Genomic DNA, 17,084 nt, shown 5'->3' with positions numbered 1-17,084 from the left:
CTGCGGCGACTTGTCGCGGGGGAACCCGGCGGCCTTGATCCGCCGTTCGGAGCGACGTCGGGCCCGGTCGTCGCATTCGGCCAGCAGCAGCTCTGAGAGGAATCCGAGGTAGGACATCTGCTCGCGGCCGACGGTCTCGGCGAGTTCTGGGAACTGGGATCGGATGGTCGGCAGCCGCAGCATCCGGCATGCCTGGTCGACCGCAGCGGTGGCGGCCTGCTCGGCGAGTCCTCGCTGGCGGGGGGAGGTCACAGTCGTTCTCCTTCAGGATGGGGGGTGGTCCGGCCGACGTAGCCGCAGCAGCTGGTCGTAGTGGGCGACCGAGGGAAGCGGCCGCTTGTCGGGAGGCAGGTGAGCCAGGCGGCGCGAGGTCAGGGACGTAACCTTCGACCGGCTGGCCGTGGGCAGCGAGAGTTCCGTGGTGCCGCTGTCCTCCTCCGCTGCCTTGCCGGCCTCAAGCGCGACGGCGTCCGCGGTCAACGCGCCCGTCTTCAGGGCCGCTGCAAGGCCGGTGACCAGGTGTTCGTGGGGTAGATGACGGCCGAGAAGGAGGACCTCGATGAGCGCGCGGGTACCGTCCCGTTGGCCGTGGGCCTTGACCGCCGCCCACCAGGCGTCATGGACTTCCAGACGCCGGTGCGCTCGGCGGTGCTGACATGCTGGTGCGATGACTGATGCCTGGGATGACTGGTTGGCCACCTTGTCCAAGGACAAGCAGGACTTGGCGGGTGAGCTGCGAGATCGATTCGAAGAACTGGGCGCTGAGGATCCGGAAGGCTGGACGCGCTCGGAGATCAGCGAGAACATCCCGCAGCTCGCGCGCTTCCTCATACTGCGGGCTATCCGCCGGCAGGCGGTCGATTCGTGGGCCCGTGCAGGTGCATTGACTACGATTCCTGCTGCTCAACGGCTGCTAGCCGCTGGCGCCGACCCGGGTGACCTGCTTTGTCTGGTTCAGGCCACTGTTCACGATACGGCCTTTGCCGTACTCGAATGCCTCGACGAGGGCCGGGATGCCGAAGTCTCAGAGGAACACCCGGGCTGGAGCCTGGTGGAGGCAGGGGGAGCCCACGCTGGAGTGAGTCGCAGGATCGAAGGACTCCACGAAGATCTCCAGCCATAGATCCGATCGGGCAGGATGGCGGGATGCCTGTTGATGAACCATGGGAGCAACTGCGATCTCGACTGCGGATCGGCGAGTGCTTGACCGGGACCGTCGTACACGTTCCCAAGCCCGGTGCCATCGGCATTTTCGTTGATCTGGGGCTATCTGTAGGCGGTTTCGTCGATGTCGTCCTTATGCCGCGGCGCGACCCTGCCAGATGGCCGACTGAGGGGACCGTGACTGACTTCGAGATCTGGTGGATGGACGAGCGGGCACAGATTCGGCTCAAGCCGGTTGACCCTGCCTATCTGGTGGAGGACTTCGACTGCTGGGTCGCCCGGGAGAACAGCGTCGCAGCCAAGCAATGGTTGCAAAGGGCCAGCGAGAGGCGCCGGGACGTGTGATCACCCGAGCGCATTCTCTCCGGCTTCACCCTGGCCAGTTTGCTCTCGCAGTCGCTTGACCTGTTGTTTCTTGGTGGCGATGTGTCGCAGGCTCTCCTGCAGACCGGCGACTTCGCCGAGCCACTGCATCCGCTGGGCTTCCCTGAGACGTTTGCGGGTGTTGCTCTCGATCTCCAGAAGTCGGGGTTCCTGGGCCAGGTCCAGGCGGAGCATGGGACATCTGACGCAAGCGTTTTCATGCTGGCAAGGGGTTCCGTAGGGGCGGTCGCAGGTGCCGAGGGCGACTTTGCGGAGACTGAAGTGGTCACGGAATTCCTGCCATTCGGTGTCACTCGGTTCGCGGCACTCCTCGCTGGGGCGGTGGGTCCGGCGCTGGTCGACGAACTGCCGGTAGTGGCGGATGACCTCCTCGGGATAGACCGCGACGTATGCCTGGGTCGTGTTGAGATCGAAGTGGCCGAGTAGCTTCGCGGCGATGTGGATCGGCAGGCCGCCGTTGACGGTTTCCGTGGAGAGAATCCTGCGGAAGTCGTGCGGCGATGAATCTCAGCGGTGTCCCGTCGACATCGACGATGCCGGCCTGCAGGGCGAGATCGGTGAGGAGTTCGCGGATTCGGTTCGCGGAGATGACCTGCAGCCGGTGCTGGGAGGGGCACTGGTACAGGTGCGGCAGCGGCGGGCCGAAGACCCGCTCGTAGCCGTCGTACCGGTTCAGCAGCGGGACTTGCCCGTCGGGGCCTTTGATGCGGCGGATGATTCCGGCGAGCACCGCGACCAGGTCCGGGTCGGCGGGGATGACGCGTTCGCGGTCGGTCTTGGACGGGCTGATCTTCAGCAGCGGCACCGTCTCGCTGGTGGGCGCCTGGTACTGGCGCAGGCTCAGGTAGGAAAGCTCAAGTATACCTCCCGAAGGCACTCGCTGACCGGTGCGATCGGCCGCCCCGCACTATCGAGCACCCCCAAGGGAGCGTGGCGGCGGTGGTCGCTTCCACACTGCCGACCCGCGCCACCACCAGGCTGGACACATCGAGCTCGGATATTTCCGCATCGTGATCCATCGCATCTCCGTCTCATCGGGCACATCCCGAACGGAGACTCCTCGCCCTCACCACGCCAACACGCAGGACACGCCGATAGTGCGGTCAACGGGTCGGTGCACTGCCTTGCCCGAGTAGGACAGGCGGGAACGCGATCAGGTAGCAGGTCACCACCTCGCCGCCCAACCGCACGGTCACGTCCCCGAAGTCGACTTCCGCCTCCGGCCTGTTGGTCTGCGGGACGAACGCCTCCACCACACCCCGGCCGGCCTGGACCTGAATCTCCTCACGGCGTCCGGCAACGTAGCCGCGGACCATCTGGTAGGAGCTCTCGTTCGCGCCGTGCTCATCCAGCACCCGCTCGAAGATCCGCTTCACGGTGTGGCGCTGCTTGCGCGGCGCGTCCAGGTCCGCCCGGAGCATCTCGTCGATCAACGGCTTGAACGGATCAAGCCGGGTCACCCTCGGCGGAAGCGGCTTCCGCGGCTCCGGCCACGCCGACGACAACGCCTTTTGCACCATCAGAAACCCGACGCCGTACTTCCGCTGGAGAGCACGGTTCGACAGGCCTTGACGTGCATCACGGCGGATCGCCGCGTACGGATCGACCATGGACTTCGGCAGCACCCCGGCCCCCTCGTCGTGCAAAGCACAACCATGGTCCCGAAGCAAGCACCCAGGTGCTCTCAAAACTCGGCGACATCACTCTCCCGTGGAAGAGCGTGCTCTCACCCGTGAGCTGCAGACGCTCTCGCAACTCACCTACAAAGCCAATCGCCCGATCACCCATACCAGGCATATGAGGCATCGTTGCGGTCACCGTTGACCAGGCCGACATGCTCGAGCCGTAGCACGTGGGCGTCGATTGATCAGCGACGGACCGTCGCGACAAGACGTTGCAGTGAGGTGTGTGCGGGTGGCCCCCAGGTGGGCTTGCCTCCAGGGCGGTCGTGGATGCCGGCCTCTCCGATGAGGATGCCGCTCAGGGCCCGCAGCACGGCCCAGCCGCGGGCGCGGCGCAGGGTCGCGGGGTCCGGGACCGGTCGGTAGGCGCCGTGCAAGCGGTCGGCGGCGCCGTCCGGCAGCAGGATCCAAGGCGCGGCGAGGTCGCAGGCCGGATCACCTGCGCAGAGGTCGCCGAAGTCGATCACGCCGCAGAAGGTGCCGTCCGTGGTGAGGAGGTTGGCCGGATGCAGGTCGCCGTGGAGCCACAGTGCCGGCCCTGTCCAGTGAGGCGCGGCGACGGCGTCCTCCCAGACGGCGCGGACGGCGTCTGGGTCGGGGACGAGACCCAGCTCGGTGGCCGAAGCCAGTTGTTGGGCGAACTGCTCGGCGCGGTCGGCCAGCGGCCCCCCACGGCCGCGGCCGGCCGGGGCCCCGTCGGGGGCAGGCCGGTGAAGGGCGGTCAGGAAGGCGGCCAAGGTGTCGGCTGCCTCCGCCGTGCGTGTGGCGGGGGAGCGGTCGGCGGCCGTGCCCGGTACCCAGGTGGTGACGATCCAGGGCCGCGGAAACCGCTCGGAGGGCTCGCCGAGGCGCTGCGGGACGGGGACGGGAGGGGAAGGTGCGCGGCGAGAGCCGGCAGCCAGGCGTGCTCCTTGCGCAGCAGTTCGTCCGCGGACTGCGTGGCCCACGGCAACCGGACGGCGAGCTCGTCGCCGAGCCGCCACAGCTGGTTGTCCCAGCCACGCGCGCCGAATCGCAAAGGGCGATCGGCCAGGTCGGGGTGCTGGTCGCGCAGCAGATCCCGGACCAGCTCTGCGGTGGTCTCGATTTCGGTGAGGGTCATGCGGAGCCACGGTAGCCGGGCCGTGACCGGCCCTTTCCGGCAACGTTCGACGGCACACACGCTCGACGCGCCGGTTGTCCTCCTCGTCCCCAGCAGGTCACCCCGGCGCCGGGCCGTTGACCGCCTGCTACGAACGCGCGATGCGCGTCCGCGGCTGCTGCTCGGCGCCGGAAACTTGCATGACAAAGCCGCGAGGGTTTGGCACGATCGCTCAGCTGTCCTGCCCTGCCCGGTTCTGGAGGAACGCCACGGCCATCAATTACGAGCTCGCCCCGGCCTGGTTGCCGTGGTCTGCCGTCGATCCCGATCTCATTGCCTTCTCCTGGGACGACGAGGAGGACTCTCAGGTCGCCACAGCGATCGCCTCGATGGTGCCTCCTGCCGATGCCGGATGGGAAGAGAATCATCGCTTCACCACCGAGGTCACGGTGCTTCTGGCAGCCCGATACGGCCGGTGGGTCTGCGGATGGCACTGGGCGGTTGGCGAGGGCGGTGGTGGTGGCATCGTCACCAGTTGGTGCTGTGCCTCCCATTCGATAGGCGAACCCGCAGCGACGGCCGCCAAGGTGATCGCTTCGCTGCTGGAGTGGCGCGACTGGCTGGAGGAACTGGCCGAGCGGTTCGCCCAGTTGGCACCGCCCGCCGAAGCGGACGCAGAGGAGCGCAGCTGGCACCTGGAACGGGCGGCCACCCGACTGGTGACGGTGGTAGTGGACCGCACGGGTGCCGAATGCGGCTGGTACGGGCTCTGCCGCACGGTGCTGACGTGGTTCCTCTCTTCTACGGGCATGGGGCCGCAAAGTGCGAAGGACGCGGTCGAGACCGCAATCGGTGGACGATTCAAGAGCTGGACGGAACCGTCGCGGACCCTGATCGACACCGTGGGAGAAGATCTTGCCGTAAGCCTGACCGGAGAGCAGCCTTACCGTGACCGCTGACGCCTTGGCTGCCTGGTGCCGTGTCAGGAACCAGATCGACTGGACTTCCGCGGTCGGTGAGACACCGGCCCCGGTCGAGGCGACCGTGGACGGCCTCGGCAACTGGTGTGATGCGCAGGGCCGTTCCTCGAATCCGGCTCGAGCCGACCGATTGCTCGCGGCGCTGGCTCAGTCGCGCGCGGACGCCTCCCACAAGCGCCCCCTCACCCTCGCGCTTCTTGCTGAATGGCAGCGGCTTGTCCTTGGCGTGCCTGAGGTTCCGTTCCGACAAGGCGATGCCTTCGCCAAGGGCGGCCGGGAACGCTACGCACGAACGCCACACACCCAGCGGGACTTTGAGCATTGTCTGCGCGACAGCGCCGACCTGCGAGTCCCCCTGGCCTCCCGCGCGGCCAGGGTCTACCTGGACGTGGCCTTCTTCCACCCCTTCACCGATGGCAACGCCCGCCTCGCCATGCTCACCCTCGCCTATGTCCTGGAACTGGAGGGAGTCCGACTGAATGAGACTGGCCCCTTGCAGACCACGCGTTACGCGGACGACGCTGCCGGCGCAGCTGACCTGGCTGTCCTGGTCTCCGTCCTCATCCGCTCGACCCATCACCGGACCATCAGAGCCCGCCACTGAGAGCGCAACCTTGCATCAGGGTCCTCGACCAGTCCGGCCGGGGGGTGAGCACGTACATCCGCACGTGACGCCGACGGCAAGGTTCCGGAGGCGGCCCAATTCGTAGGATCAAGGCTGCAGATCTGGGCTGAGCGGAGCCAAAATGCTGCCCTCAGGCCCTGCCTGCGGGGTCGTACGGCATGATGTCGACCATGCGTAGAGGGGTGGGCGGGGGGCTCCGCCGACTGTGGCCGTGGCGCGCACGCGATGAGTCGGCGCTCGCCGAGATCGAGGCCGAGATCACCGCGTTCGGCGAGGCCCTGAACGGCCATTCATTCAGCCCCGGCCAGCCCGGCGCCACCGATGAGATGCGGGCCGAGCTGGCGCGTGCTCTCGACGCATACGAGCAGGCGAAGCGGGACTTCGTCGGCGACCGGACCCGGGCCGACGCACTCGACGCCCTGCGCGCACTGGACGAGGGCAGGCACGCGCTGGCCTGTCTGGATGCCCTGATCGCCGGCCGGCCGCTGCCGGAGCGCATGCCGCTGTGCTTTTTCGACGCGCGGCACGGGCGGGCCGCCCGGCAGGTCAGCTGGGCGCCTGCTGGGGGTGTCGTCCGCAACATCGCCGTGTGCGCAGCGGACGCGGTCCGCTTGGCGGAGGGCCCGGGCCTGATCACTCCGCGGCCGGGCCCGGTCAGCGGACTCCCTGGCGCACAGCCGCACGGGGCCAGGTTTCGTACGTCGACGCCGTTGAGCGCCCCGCAGTCGCAGGTCAGCGGGAAGGGAAGCAGCGGCGAGCAGACACATCAGCTGGCAATGCCGTCGTACCGCCCGGCCGTCATGGTGTTCTCGACGAACGCGCAGGCACGGGTCAACCTGCGCTTTGAGGGCATGAAGGGGCGCTCCTCACGCCTCTACCGGCTGTCCGGCGACGGCACCCGTATCACCGCCCGGATTCCGCTGCCGGAAGGGAAGAAAGCAGTCGCCTTCCGAGTGTTTGCTGCCGGCGGCCGGGAGGCGTGGACGGTGACTGCGGCACCGCTTCGAGAAGTCCCCCGCTTCCACGACGGGTTGGACGGCACCGGGTCCGATGTCGTGCACTACCGAGGGGGACCGGGTCCGGGCGTTCTGCAGTACGAAGGACCGAGCCTGATCCAGCTGGAGGCTCTGGACGACCGCCTCGCCTACTGGGTGACGGTGGCCGAGGGCAGTGCCGGGGAGCATACGTTCCAGTGGCCGGGCCGCGGCTACTACCAGGTGCGCTCGGCCGGGCCATGGAGTCTGTCCGCCACGTGACGGAACGCGGACCGCTGGGTTGAACCGGGAGTCCGGTGCCCGAGCTCTGCGGCGGACACGAATCGAAACTGATCGCTGATGTGGCCTTCGACGATGCCGAAGCGGTCCAGTTGCAGGCGGCGGCCGATGACGCTGAGGGACAGCCATGCGGCAGCTGATTCGTTGACGTCCCTGTGGCGTTGGCGCACGCGGTCCAGGGGGGCGTTGCCGGGAATGTCGACGGCGCTCCGGCGTCCGTGGCGGCAGGTCGGCGCAGACATGCGCGGTGCCGACGGCACGTCCTTCCGCAGCCGACGAGAGGCTCTGGAGGAAATACCGGCGATCAGCGACTTCCCGGACGTCAGGCGCAACCTGCCTGATGGCCTTGGTGAAAGCCATCAGACGATCACGGCACACGATCTCGGCGCCGGGTGCTCGTGCAGCCAGGCGGCAACCGAGCCCGTCTCACGGTCGCGTAGGACGTCGCGGCTCGGTCAGGCCGTCCCTCTGTTTCACGCACGTCCGGCGCCGGCAGTGGCTCTGATCGCAGAAGAACCGGCGCACACGCAGACGGAGGATCAGATCCGCCGGCACGCTCCTGCAGTCAACCGCCAGGTGCCGCCGTGGCGGGGCCTTGGCTCACTACCGCCGCCCGCCGAACTCCCAGTCATGGACTTCGATGTCGGCATACCGGTCCGGCGTCAGGACGGCGCGTGCCGTGTCCGGGTCGGAGGCCCTGAGCAGCACCGCCGTGCCCAGCCAGGTGGCGCCGTCGTCGGACAGCAGCGGCCCGTACGCGATCAGCTCGTCCCGGTCGGGCGGCACGGTGAGGTCGGCGGCCTGCCCCGAGCCGAGGCCGAGCACCAGGTACCGGGTGCCACCGGTCCGCCCACCAGGGAAGTCCCACATGGTGCGCCCCAGTAGGTTGCGCCACCTGCGCAGCAGCACGTCCCGGTAGGCGCCGGCCTGGTAGTTGGGCTCGTCGAAGGCGAATGCGCGGGCGGTGGCGAGATCGGGCAGGTCGACGATGTGCACGCTACCCGTGGGTGTTTCGCCGTCTTCGGCGAAGGTCGGGCCGCGAGCGATCAACTCCTTCGCGTACCGGTCCATGTAGGACCAGTGCTCTTCCAGTAACTCCTCGCGCAACGTGAGGGAGCCGGGCCGATCGCGGTGGTAGCAGAGGAACTCCATGGTCACAGACTCTGTCCGACGTACGGGGGCATCTCAACAGGATTTGGCGACGATGACCGCACGCTCCCAACGCGGCGGCGATCCGTCAGACGGCCGTCGCGGAAGCGTGGCCACAACCAACGGGCGTGCTCCGTCACTTCGGATCGTGGTCCTGTGTCGGGTGCCGCTCGGCCACGGCCGTCGCAGGCGCCCTCTCTCATTTGACTTGGCCTTCACGGCTACTCCGCTGGCACCGTGGGCGCGTCGGCAGGGCTCGAGAGAACCGCCGCTGCCGTCTCCGACGCGCGGCACCCAGACCCTGCGCACCGTCGCCGATGTGCGCAGCCTTGCTTCCATGACTCCCGTCCGGCAATCTAGGTAGACCTACCTATCTACCTATCTACCTATCTACCTATCTACCTATCTAGTTTGGGCCGTGATGAGCGAGACCGATGTGAGTACGACGGGGAGCGGACGACGGCGCCCGGCCCGGGAGCGGCTGCTGGAGGCGGCGGCACGCCGCTTCTATGCCGACGGCGTGGCGGCGACCGGCATCGACACGATCACCGCCGAGGCCGGCGTGGCGAAGATGAGCCTGTACAACAATTTCTCCTCCAAGGCCGACCTGGTCAGGGCCTACCTGGACGCGCGGCACGAGGAGTGGCTCGGCCTGTACCGGGCCCGACTGGAGCAGGCCCAGGGTCCGCGCGAGGGTGTTCTGGCGGTCTTCGACGCGTACGCCGATCACGCGGCGTTCGCCTACGAGCACGGATTTCGGGGCTGTGGCCTGCTCAACGCCGCTGCCGAACTGCCGGCCGGAGACGAGGGCCGGGCCGTGGTCCGCGCCCACAAGGAGGAGGTCGAGCGGCTGATCGCCGGCCACGTGGAGCAGCTGCTGCCCGACCGCCCCGAGGAGGCGCAGGCGATGGCCGAACACCTCTCCTTCCTCCTGGAGGGCGCCATGGCCCGCGCCGGCCTGGAAGGCGACGGCGACCGCGTCCAGCACGCCCGCTCGCTCGCGGCCACCCTGCTGGACCGGCTGTGAAGGGCATCGACCGCGGCCGGTCCGCGGGAATCGGAGCGCTGTGCGTGCTGGCCGCCTCGGTCCTGTGGGGTACGACGGGCACGGCAGCCACCCTCGCTCCGGGTGTGGGCCCGCTCGCCATCGGCGCCGTCGCTATGGGTTTGGGCGGACTGCTCCAGGCGATCGTTGCCGCGCCGCAGATCACCCGTCAGGCGCCCCGCCTGCGCGATCAGCGCGGCACGGTACTGCTGGGTGCCGCCTCGGTGGCGGTCTATCCCCTGGCGTTCTACAGCTCCATGCACCTGGCCGGGGTCGCCGTGGGCACCGTCGTGTCGATCGGCACCGCCCCGCTGGCCTCAGCCCTGATCGAACGCGTCATCGACAATCGTCGGCTCACCCGCCGCTGGGCGCTCGCAGCCACCCTCGGCCTGCTCGGCACCGTCCTGTTGTGCGTCGCCGAAGCCACTCACGCCGCCGACGACGCAGGCGAAGCGTCCGTGGCTGCCACGCTGCTCGGCGTGGCCCTCGGCATCGTGGCCGCGGCGACGTACGCCCTCTACTCCTGGGCCGCGCACCGGCTCATCATCGAGATCCCCTCCCGCGCCGCGATGGGCGCCGTCTTCGGGCTCGGCGGACTGCTCCTGGTGCCCGTCCTGCTGGTCACCGGTGCCCCGCTCATCAGCTCCTGGTCCAATGCCGCGGTCGGCACCTACATGGCGTTGGTCCCCATGTTCGCCGGCTACGTCCTCTTCGGCTGGGGCCTCGCCCACGTGCCCGCCAGCACCGCCACCACACTCTCCCTGCTCGAACCGGTCGTCGCGGCCGTACTCGCCGTCCTGGTCGTCGGCGAACGCCTCCCTGCCACCGGCTGGGTGGGCATCGCACTCGTCATCGCGTGCCTCGCCGTCCTCACTGCCCCTACACCCGCCACCCGCCGACAGCAGCAGCCCCCGAACCCGGCTGCGGAAGACGATGCGGGCGATCCGCAGAAGGACGCTCTCCTGCCCGCGGCAGGCTCCGTGCGGTGGGACGGCGTAGCCCTGGCCGACGCCGACGTAGCCAGTGCGCCACGCACCGCGGACCCTTCTGAGCTGTTGTAGCCCAGCACCTCCTAAGAAATGCCGGCCGCCACCCTGGAGGCTGAAGTCAACGCTCATATAGCCGAGTTGGCCGATCAACGTGACGAGCACGGGCGCCGCCTGGTGGTCCGCAACGGCTATCACCAGCCAAGTCAGGTCACTACTGCGGCCGGGGTGGGTCGAGGTGAAGGCGCCGCGGCTGAACGACAAGGCGTCGACGAGCCACCGGTGAGCGTTAGCGGCCTTCTCGACGATCCTGCCGCCCTGGTGTCGCAAGTCTCCGAAGATCAGCGAAGTACCGCCCCTGCTCCGTCCGCACGGTCTGTCGTCGGAAGACTTCGTGCGCGCGCGGGAGCAGTTCCTCGGCTCCACGGCGAAGGCGCGGGCCTTCGATGCACCCTGGCCGAGACCCTTGGTGCCTGCGCAGACCCGAGAGGGCCGCCCCGCTCCTGGAACAGGCCGCCGAGACATCAGGCGTCTCAACAACAGGTCTGGAAAGGCGTCACGGCGGCACGGGCACGGTCCGGGTTCGCCCGGGCGTACTCGACCGCGATCAGTCCGCCGAGGGAATGGCCCACCACAACGGCCTCCCGCACGCCATGCGCAGCGAGCGCATCTGCGATGTGCCGCACCACGGTGGGGATGGTCCAAGGGGAGATGCCGGGAGAGCGGCCGTGCCCGGGAAGGTCGACGGCGAGAACATGGTGCCCGGCGGTGAGCAGGGCGGCCGAGGCGTCCCAGTCGGCGAGCGACCGTGCGTAACCGTGCAGGAGAACCAGTTGAGGGCCATCGCCCCCATGGTCATGAACATGTAGGAGTGTCATTGGGCTTCACTGTAGGGGCACACAGCATTTCGAACACCGAATTAATGATCTACGAGGCGCGTCGGATTGGATGACGGCGTTGTACGTCGCGGAGGCGATGAGCCGGAATCTCAACTCCCGGCCGGATCCCGTCGCGCCCTGCCCGTCGCCCTACTGCGGCTCTCTACTGACAACTTGGTATGGTGCGCAGGTTCACCGCTTTGAGAGTTGGGGCAGCACTCAAGGGGAGAGGGGCCAGGCGACGATGCAGGCGTCAGAGGCCTCGTGTGCGGTGGCCGCGGCCATGTCGACCGCCTCATCACTTGGCCTGACAGTCGACGACGTGATCGTTCTTCATGATTCGAACAAGCTCACTCTGCGTCTGCTGCCTTGTGACGTCCTGGCCCGGGTGGCACCGGCAGCGCATCAGGTCGCACAGTTCGAAGTCGAGCTTGCTCAGCGGCTTGCCGAATCCGGGTGCCCTGTGGCTGCTCTCGAGCCTCGAGTGGAGCCACGCGTCTATGAGCGTGATGGCTTCGTGGTCACGCTATGGACCTACTACGAACCTGTGACACCTCGAAAGGTCTCACCAGCCGACTACGCCGATGGGCTCGGGCTGTTGCACGCCGGCATGCGCAAGCTCGATGTCCCGACGCCGCACTTCACGGATCGAGTCGAGCAGGCTCAACAACTCGTGGCGAACCGCGACCAGACTCCGGCGCTCGCCGACGCGGACCGGGAGCTGCTCGGCGACACGTTACGAAGCCTGAGACGAGTGATCGGCGAGCGCGGCGGCGCCGAGCAGCTGCTGCACGGCGAGCCGCACCCGGGCAACGTGCTCACCACGAAGAACGGGTTGCTGTTCATAGACCTTGAGACGTGTTGCCGTGGGCCCGTCGAATTCGACCTCGCCCATGCCCCCGAAGAAGTCAGCGAGCACTATCCGGGTATCAATCAAGACTTGCTGCGCGAGTGCCGGCTCCTCGTGCTGGCGATGATCACAACGTGGCGCTGGGATCGAGGCGACCAACTCCCAAACGGGCGCCAGCTGGGCACAGAGTGGCTCAGCCAGATCCGAGCAATACTCGATCACAACGGCTTTGATACCCATGGCTGATGGCGGTCGCCAGGGCGGGCGAGGAGGCTGCGTCGTGCTTCGCGGCCGATGCGGACAATTGGCCGTGGACTTTGCGCAGGGTGGCGGCTATTTGCGCAGTGACCAGCGGGTGAAGAGCTGGCCGAGCCTGACTGGTCGAGTGGTGGCCGTCCGGATGGCGAAGTCCTCGCCGTCAGGGCTGACCACACGGCGACGGCTTTCCGCCCACTGAAAGTCCAGGCAGGCCAGGCCGATCTCGTTGCACCGGTGGTTCACATCCCGGACGGTGTCCTCGTTGGCCTGCACCAGCTGGGCGATCACCGGTCTCGGCCCTGGCACGGCCTCGGTCAGTTTCAGAATGCCCAAGCCCAGGGGTCCGCCTTCGACGATGAGCTGAACATCAAAGCGCTATGGCGAACTGCACCCCGCGTGCGCCAGCCAGGACCTGGCGAGCACTTGGGGATCAAACAAGGGGAGTTGGACACCACGGCGACGGAAACGGCAGCCGGCCTGGTGGGCTGTGCCGGCGTACAGGCCTCTGCCCGCCCGAGCAGTGCTGGGCGGGCAGAGGCGCGGGCTGCTCAGTGCGCCCGTACGGATGCGCCGTAGTCGTCACTTTGGCGAAGCACCGTCGCCGGTGCAGCGGCCGCTGGCCACGCCTGGATGAGGTACCACTCGGTTACCTCATCGGGAGCGAGGTCGATTGCGGTGTCCCGGCCACGGGCGTGAATGCGCAGCCGGTAGTCGCCGGGGCCGCTGAAGGACAGGCTGGGGAGTTCTTCGTCCAGGTCGTCCATCAGGCCGCGGACCATGAGATCGCCCGACGTGGAGTGTGCGGAGACCTCCACGATCTCCTGCCAGGCACCGCTGTCAGGCGCGGGTTCGGCCTCGTGGAGCGTGACGGTGACGTCCACGTTGCCGGTGTGGATACCGGTGAGCACGATGGTGACGCCGTCAGTGACCTGCACGAGTCCGTTGTGCTTGCGACCCAGGTCAAGGCCGGTCGGCCCCTCCTCGTCGCTGATGTTGAACTGGTGATATTGGACTGGGACCGGTCCGCTGCCCCGTTCGGCCTCGTCGCTCATCTCGCCGTCCTCATGCCGGCTGGTGCGGGTCTACTCGACCCACACCAGCCGACCGGTCCTTCTCGCGATAGAAGGTGGCGCGGACCTTGCCCGCTCGCTCCAGTCGGCCGAAGACAGGGGCTTGGGCGCCGTATGCGTCCGCCCCATATGTTCGCAGTTTCTCGGTCACCGTCAGCGGGATGGTGTGCAGGGCGGGCCGTGAGTGCAGGAAGTCTCCGGCTCGGGCGAGGAAGTCGTCGACGTCTTCGGTGAGGTGCCAGTCATTCGGGCGCATGCTTCATGATCCTCAGCCCTCATTCTGTAGGTGTGCTGTTCCGTCACCAACGGGTGCTTCGACACGCTCGACGCTCGCCGGAAGACTTCGAAGAATTCCGTCGAGCGTTTTCGCAGGCAGGGTTCGAGCTCGGAATTCCGTTACCCCAGCTCCCGGCCGAACTCCGCCTTCGCGTACGGTGCGCCGATCGCCTTCGGCCCGATGACGGTCGCTGCATCCGTCACGATGCCCGTCGGTCGGCCGCGCAGCACCCAGACCGCTCCGTTCCCGCCGTCCTCGCCCAAAGCCGCCGCGGCCAGGTCGGCGTACCCGTTGCGGTTGATGTCGAGGAGTGCGACCTGCGCGCCGAAGGCGTCGCCCGGCTCGGCCGTGCCCGGTATGCCGGCCGTGTCCTGGGTGAAGGCCTGAGCGCTCCGGCCCGTCAGCCCGGTCCGGCTGCCGCGCAGGACGACGACGGCGCCCGCGCCGTCGTCGTAACCGAGTTCCTTGCCGGGGACGCCGACCGCGAGGTCGTCGATGCCGTCGCCGGTGATGTCGCCGGCGGACAGAGCCGTGCCGAAGCGGTCGTTGGTCTCGTTCGCTCCGGGCACGCCCGGCGTGTCCTGGGTGTACGACTTCCACGTGCCGCGGGGACGGACCCCGGAGGCCGAGCCATAGGCCACCGTGACCGTCGAGTCGGTGGCGGAGCCGACAGCCACGTCGTCGTGGCCGTCGCCGTTGAGGTCGCCCAGGGCGACGCCGCCGTCACCGCTGGGGATGGTGTCGCGCCGGTACTTCAGGCCCGAGGCGGAGCCGGTGTAGAAGTCCGTGCAGTAGCTGCCTTCCCCGCAGTAGACGCCGAGCGCGAGCTCGTCCCGGCCGTCGCCGTTCACGTCCCCCGTGGCGCCGTCCTTGACGTCGACGTACTGGAGGCGGCCGGGGTCAAGGGCGCTGGTGCGGGCGGGGGTGCCGGAGCGGCCGACAGGGCCGGTCCACACCGTGGCGGTGGTGCCGAGCGGGTCGTCGCCCGGTGAGTCGCCGGTGCGGAACAGGGCGAGGTCGAGCCGGCCGTCGCCGTCGAAGTCGCCGGTCAGCGCGCGTGAGGCGGGGATGGAAACCCCGCCGCCTGACAGGCCCCGCGGCCCGCCCCACACCACGACCGCGTCGCCCGTCCGGGTCGCGACCCCGACGACCAGGTCCGCGTACCCGTCTCCGTTCAGGTCGCCCTTGGCGATCTGAGTGCCGAAGCCCTGGCCCTTGACCGGACTGCCCGGAATGCCGCCCGTGGCCCGGCTGATGACGGCCCGTCGGCTGCTGGAGACCCCGTGCGGTCCGCCGTACGTCACCGCCACGTAGCCCGCCTTGCTCTGCCCACCGACGGTGGCTCCCGGGGCGCCGACGGCGAGGTCGGCGTACCCGTCGCCGTTGAAGTCGTCGCGGACCGGGACCCGGGGCGCGGCCTGCGCGCCGCCCAACAAGTCCGCCGGGACCGCGCCCAGCGCGAGCAGACCCGCCACCAGCGGCACGGCCCAACGGGATGACGAACGCATGGACAACACGCGGAGACCCCCTCGTTACGCCTACACCATCACCCCACAAGACTCCTCACCGTGCCCAGGGGTTGCAGCCGTCAGAGCAGGGACGCCCACAGCTCCTCGGTCGCCCCTCTTTGATCAGTTGTCCCCGGGTTGCTCGGCCTCCAAGGCCGACGGCGTCGCGCGTGGAAACGTGTGGGCATGGATACGTTCACAGTCCGGCTGGACGGCGCATGGGAGTGTTGGTCAGCCGCCATCGAAGAGGCGCAGGAAGGGCGCTGGGTCCGTGATGCCGTGGAACGGCAGGTGATGGCGGACATCGGGGCGGCCACCAATTGCCGGGCGTCAGGCGGAGCCGTCCGCCTGCCCCCCGGGGGGCACGCTGAATGTCCCACCTTCATGACCCGCACTCCCGCACCCCCGAGGCCTCGATCGCCTTCCAGCAGCACGTCATCCGAGCATCCCCACCACATGACCGATAACCGTGTGCTTCTGCTGGACATCCGACCACCGCGGGGTCTGACTCCACACCCCGTCGCCGTTGCAGCTGCGCGAGTCGGCTCACTGCCATGCGGTCTGGAACAGCGCGCATTCGAGCAGGTCGGTGGACGTGTAGGACGGTCAGCAGTCTGTTGCCGCCACCTGCCGACGGCTGCGTGCATGAAGGAGAGGCAGACCGCGTAGCGTTGGGGCGACCAGCCCCCATCCCCCCGTACCCGGCCAGCGACCGAGCCGTCGGGATCGTGGCCGGTCTCCCGGCCGACCACAGCAGCCAAAGACCGCAGACGCCGGGACAGCAAGCCGCATTACGGTGTCGGTATGAAGGATGAGGAATCCGGCAACCGGCTCGGCAGCTACCTTCGCGCCCGGCGTGAGCTGGTCTCCCCGGCGCAGGCAGGGATCCCGCCTGGCGGTAACCGCCGCGTGCCCGGTCTGCGCCGTGAGGAAGTCGCCCTGCTCGCCGGAATCAGCCCCGACACTACCTGCGACTGGAACGCGGCCGCGACAAGAATCCCTCACCGCAGGTCCTCGAATCACTCGCGCGCGTCCTGTGTCTCGACGACATCGAGCGGACGTATCTGCTCGGCCTCACGGCAGCACGCCCCAGGGCACCGCGCCGCAAGCGGCCCGAGCACGTACCGGCACGGGTGCACCAGTTTCTCGCCCACCTCCAGATCCCCGCGTTCGTCGAAGGGCGCGCTTTCGACGTCCTGGCCTCCAACCCCATGGCCGTCGCGCTCTCCCCGCGCCTGCGGCCTGGCCAGAACCGGCTTCGTTCCCTCTTTCTCGATCCCGAGGAACAAGCCTTTCACCAGGACTGGGCCAAAGCCGCCGCCAGCTTCGTCGCCGCTCCTCGCACCACCATCGGGGACGACACCGACAACCCCCGGTTCGTCGAACTCGTCGGAGAACTCGCACTGTCCAGTCAGCGGTTCCGCATCCTGTGGGCCCGACACGACGTCCGCAGTCTCGACGGAGGCACCACCACCGTCCACCACCCCGTCGTCGGTGAACTACGCCTCCACCGCGACAAACTCCCCATCGACGACGTCATCCTCGTCGTCTACTACCCCGACAAGGACAGCGACAGCGACGAGAAGCTGCAACTCCTCGCCGCACTCTCACAGACCGAACTCACCGGCACAGTACACAGCAGGGCAACAGACGCCCCCCACTCGAAGACACCCTGACGAACACCGGCCGCCCGGCAGTACGGCCAGAACGGCCGCGCCACGATTTCCGCCATCCGCGGACCGCCTCGGCGCCCGGTCATTAGTCGTCGGTGGCGTCCAGGGCGCGCAGGGGCCGCAGGCCGCCTGGGGCCCGAAGTTGGAGCCGGTGCTGCTGTCTGATGACGAGCGGGCTGAGTTGGAGCGGTGGACGCGGC

The 17,084-nt window shown here is 68.4% G+C and carries 16 protein-coding genes and 5 pseudogenes; 11 read left to right on the top strand and 10 right to left on the bottom strand.

All coding sequences use genetic code 11. The features are described 5' to 3' along the window. Positions 1–6: 6 nt before the first annotated feature. A pseudogene (locus tag ACFYWX_RS43325) lies at positions 7–252 on the bottom strand (ATP-binding protein); the annotation flags it as partial. Between the two features lie 12 nt (positions 253–264). Continuing rightward, positions 265–480: a hypothetical protein gene (locus ACFYWX_RS43320; RefSeq protein ID WP_389430833.1), complete on the bottom strand. Its 216-nt coding sequence runs from the start codon at positions 478–480 to the stop codon at positions 265–267. 187 nt (positions 481–667) lie between these two features. On the opposite strand from ACFYWX_RS43320, the gene ACFYWX_RS43315 reads away from it, so the two are divergent. The 3 genes from ACFYWX_RS43315 to ACFYWX_RS43305 all read left to right on the top strand — a co-directional run bounded on the left by ACFYWX_RS43315 (position 668) and on the right by ACFYWX_RS43305 (position 1,974). Next, complete coding sequence (locus ACFYWX_RS43315; protein ID WP_389430832.1) at positions 668–1,123, top strand: hypothetical protein; 456 nt, start codon at positions 668–670, stop codon at positions 1,121–1,123. Positions 1,124–1,341: 218 nt separating this feature from the next. Further along, positions 1,342–1,509 carry a hypothetical protein gene (locus ACFYWX_RS43310; protein ID WP_389430830.1) on the top strand — a complete coding sequence of 56 codons (168 nt, stop codon included), beginning with the start codon at positions 1,342–1,344 and terminating at the stop codon, positions 1,507–1,509. Positions 1,510–1,548: 39 nt separating this feature from the next. Then, positions 1,549–1,974 carry a hypothetical protein gene (locus ACFYWX_RS43305; RefSeq protein ID WP_389430829.1) on the top strand — a complete coding sequence of 142 codons (426 nt, stop codon included), beginning with the start codon at positions 1,549–1,551 and terminating at the stop codon, positions 1,972–1,974. Between the two features lie 677 nt (positions 1,975–2,651). On the opposite strand, the gene ACFYWX_RS43300 is transcribed toward ACFYWX_RS43305, so the two are convergent. Next, on the bottom strand, positions 2,652–3,194 hold the full coding sequence (locus ACFYWX_RS43300) for a hypothetical protein (RefSeq protein WP_389430828.1): 543 nt from the start codon (positions 3,192–3,194) through the stop codon (positions 2,652–2,654). A 221-nt stretch (positions 3,195–3,415) separates the two neighbouring features. Continuing rightward, a pseudogene (locus ACFYWX_RS43295) lies at positions 3,416–4,332 on the bottom strand (aminoglycoside phosphotransferase family protein). Between the two features lie 179 nt (positions 4,333–4,511). Here ACFYWX_RS43295 and ACFYWX_RS43290 point away from each other — a divergent pair. The 3 genes from ACFYWX_RS43290 to ACFYWX_RS43280 all read left to right on the top strand — a co-directional run bounded on the left by ACFYWX_RS43290 (position 4,512) and on the right by ACFYWX_RS43280 (position 7,172). Next, the gene (locus tag ACFYWX_RS43290; RefSeq protein WP_389430826.1) at positions 4,512–5,270 is read left to right on the top strand and encodes a hypothetical protein; all 759 of its coding nucleotides are present in this window, start codon (positions 4,512–4,514) and stop codon (positions 5,268–5,270) included. Continuing rightward, the gene (locus ACFYWX_RS43285) at positions 5,260–5,895 is read left to right on the top strand and encodes a Fic family protein (RefSeq protein WP_389430825.1); all 636 of its coding nucleotides are present in this window, start codon (positions 5,260–5,262) and stop codon (positions 5,893–5,895) included. The genes ACFYWX_RS43290 and ACFYWX_RS43285 overlap by 11 nt, the downstream gene beginning before the upstream one ends. Before the next feature lie 191 nt (positions 5,896–6,086). Continuing rightward, positions 6,087–7,172, top strand: coding sequence for a hypothetical protein (locus tag ACFYWX_RS43280; protein WP_389430823.1), 1,086 nt, complete (start codon positions 6,087–6,089; stop codon positions 7,170–7,172). A gap of 621 nt (positions 7,173–7,793) precedes the next feature. Here the strand turns inward: ACFYWX_RS43280 and ACFYWX_RS43275 are convergent. Beyond that, complete coding sequence (locus ACFYWX_RS43275) at positions 7,794–8,342, bottom strand: YciI family protein (RefSeq protein WP_389430821.1); 549 nt, start codon at positions 8,340–8,342, stop codon at positions 7,794–7,796. A gap of 418 nt (positions 8,343–8,760) precedes the next feature. Here ACFYWX_RS43275 and ACFYWX_RS43270 point away from each other — a divergent pair, with 418 nt between their 5' ends. From ACFYWX_RS43270 to ACFYWX_RS43260, 3 genes and pseudogenes are all read left to right on the top strand, one after another. Beyond that, positions 8,761–9,366 (top strand): TetR/AcrR family transcriptional regulator, encoded by a 606-nt coding sequence (locus tag ACFYWX_RS43270; protein ID WP_389430819.1) that lies wholly within the window; start codon positions 8,761–8,763, stop codon positions 9,364–9,366. Then, on the top strand, positions 9,363–10,445 hold the full coding sequence (locus ACFYWX_RS43265; protein ID WP_389430818.1) for a DMT family transporter: 1,083 nt from the start codon (positions 9,363–9,365) through the stop codon (positions 10,443–10,445). The genes ACFYWX_RS43270 and ACFYWX_RS43265 overlap by 4 nt, the downstream gene beginning before the upstream one ends. 18 nt (positions 10,446–10,463) lie before the next feature. Beyond that, positions 10,464–10,800 (top strand): annotated as a pseudogene (locus ACFYWX_RS43260) (IS256 family transposase); the annotation flags it as partial. A 103-nt stretch (positions 10,801–10,903) separates the two neighbouring features. On the opposite strand, the gene ACFYWX_RS43255 reads toward ACFYWX_RS43260, so the two are convergent. Beyond that, positions 10,904–11,248, bottom strand: a complete 345-nt coding sequence (locus tag ACFYWX_RS43255) for an alpha/beta fold hydrolase (protein ID WP_389430816.1) — start codon at positions 11,246–11,248, stop codon at positions 10,904–10,906. A gap of 244 nt (positions 11,249–11,492) precedes the next feature. Between ACFYWX_RS43255 and ACFYWX_RS43250 the strand changes: the two genes are divergently transcribed. Next, positions 11,493–12,344, top strand: a complete 852-nt coding sequence (locus ACFYWX_RS43250; RefSeq protein ID WP_389430814.1) for a phosphotransferase enzyme family protein — start codon at positions 11,493–11,495, stop codon at positions 12,342–12,344. Here the strand turns inward: ACFYWX_RS43250 and ACFYWX_RS43245 are convergent. From ACFYWX_RS43245 to ACFYWX_RS43230, 4 genes and pseudogenes are all read right to left on the bottom strand, one after another. Further along, a pseudogene (locus ACFYWX_RS43245) lies at positions 12,323–12,695 on the bottom strand (hypothetical protein); the annotation flags it as partial. The gene ACFYWX_RS43250 and the pseudogene ACFYWX_RS43245 overlap by 22 nt on opposite strands. 209 nt (positions 12,696–12,904) lie before the next feature. After that, positions 12,905–13,408 carry a hypothetical protein gene (locus tag ACFYWX_RS43240; protein ID WP_389430812.1) on the bottom strand — a complete coding sequence of 168 codons (504 nt, stop codon included), beginning with the start codon at positions 13,406–13,408 and terminating at the stop codon, positions 12,905–12,907. Positions 13,409–13,418: 10 nt separating this feature from the next. Then, a complete protein-coding gene (locus ACFYWX_RS43235; RefSeq protein WP_389430810.1) occupies positions 13,419–13,682 on the bottom strand; it encodes a hypothetical protein in 264 nt (87 codons plus the stop codon). Between the two features lie 140 nt (positions 13,683–13,822). Next, complete coding sequence (locus tag ACFYWX_RS43230; RefSeq protein ID WP_389430809.1) at positions 13,823–15,211, bottom strand: FG-GAP-like repeat-containing protein; 1,389 nt, start codon at positions 15,209–15,211, stop codon at positions 13,823–13,825. Positions 15,212–16,015: 804 nt separating this feature from the next. Between ACFYWX_RS43230 and ACFYWX_RS43225 the strand changes: the two are divergent. Further along, positions 16,016–16,887 (top strand): annotated as a pseudogene (locus ACFYWX_RS43225) (helix-turn-helix transcriptional regulator). The last annotated feature ends 197 nt before the right edge of the window (positions 16,888–17,084 follow it).

Source organism: Streptomyces sp. NPDC002888 (assembly GCF_042888465.1).
In the GTDB taxonomy this organism is placed as follows: domain Bacteria; phylum Actinomycetota; class Actinomycetes; order Streptomycetales; family Streptomycetaceae; genus Streptomyces.
Note: the sequence above shows the minus strand (reverse complement) of the source record. Positions and strands in the feature narration are given on the sequence as shown.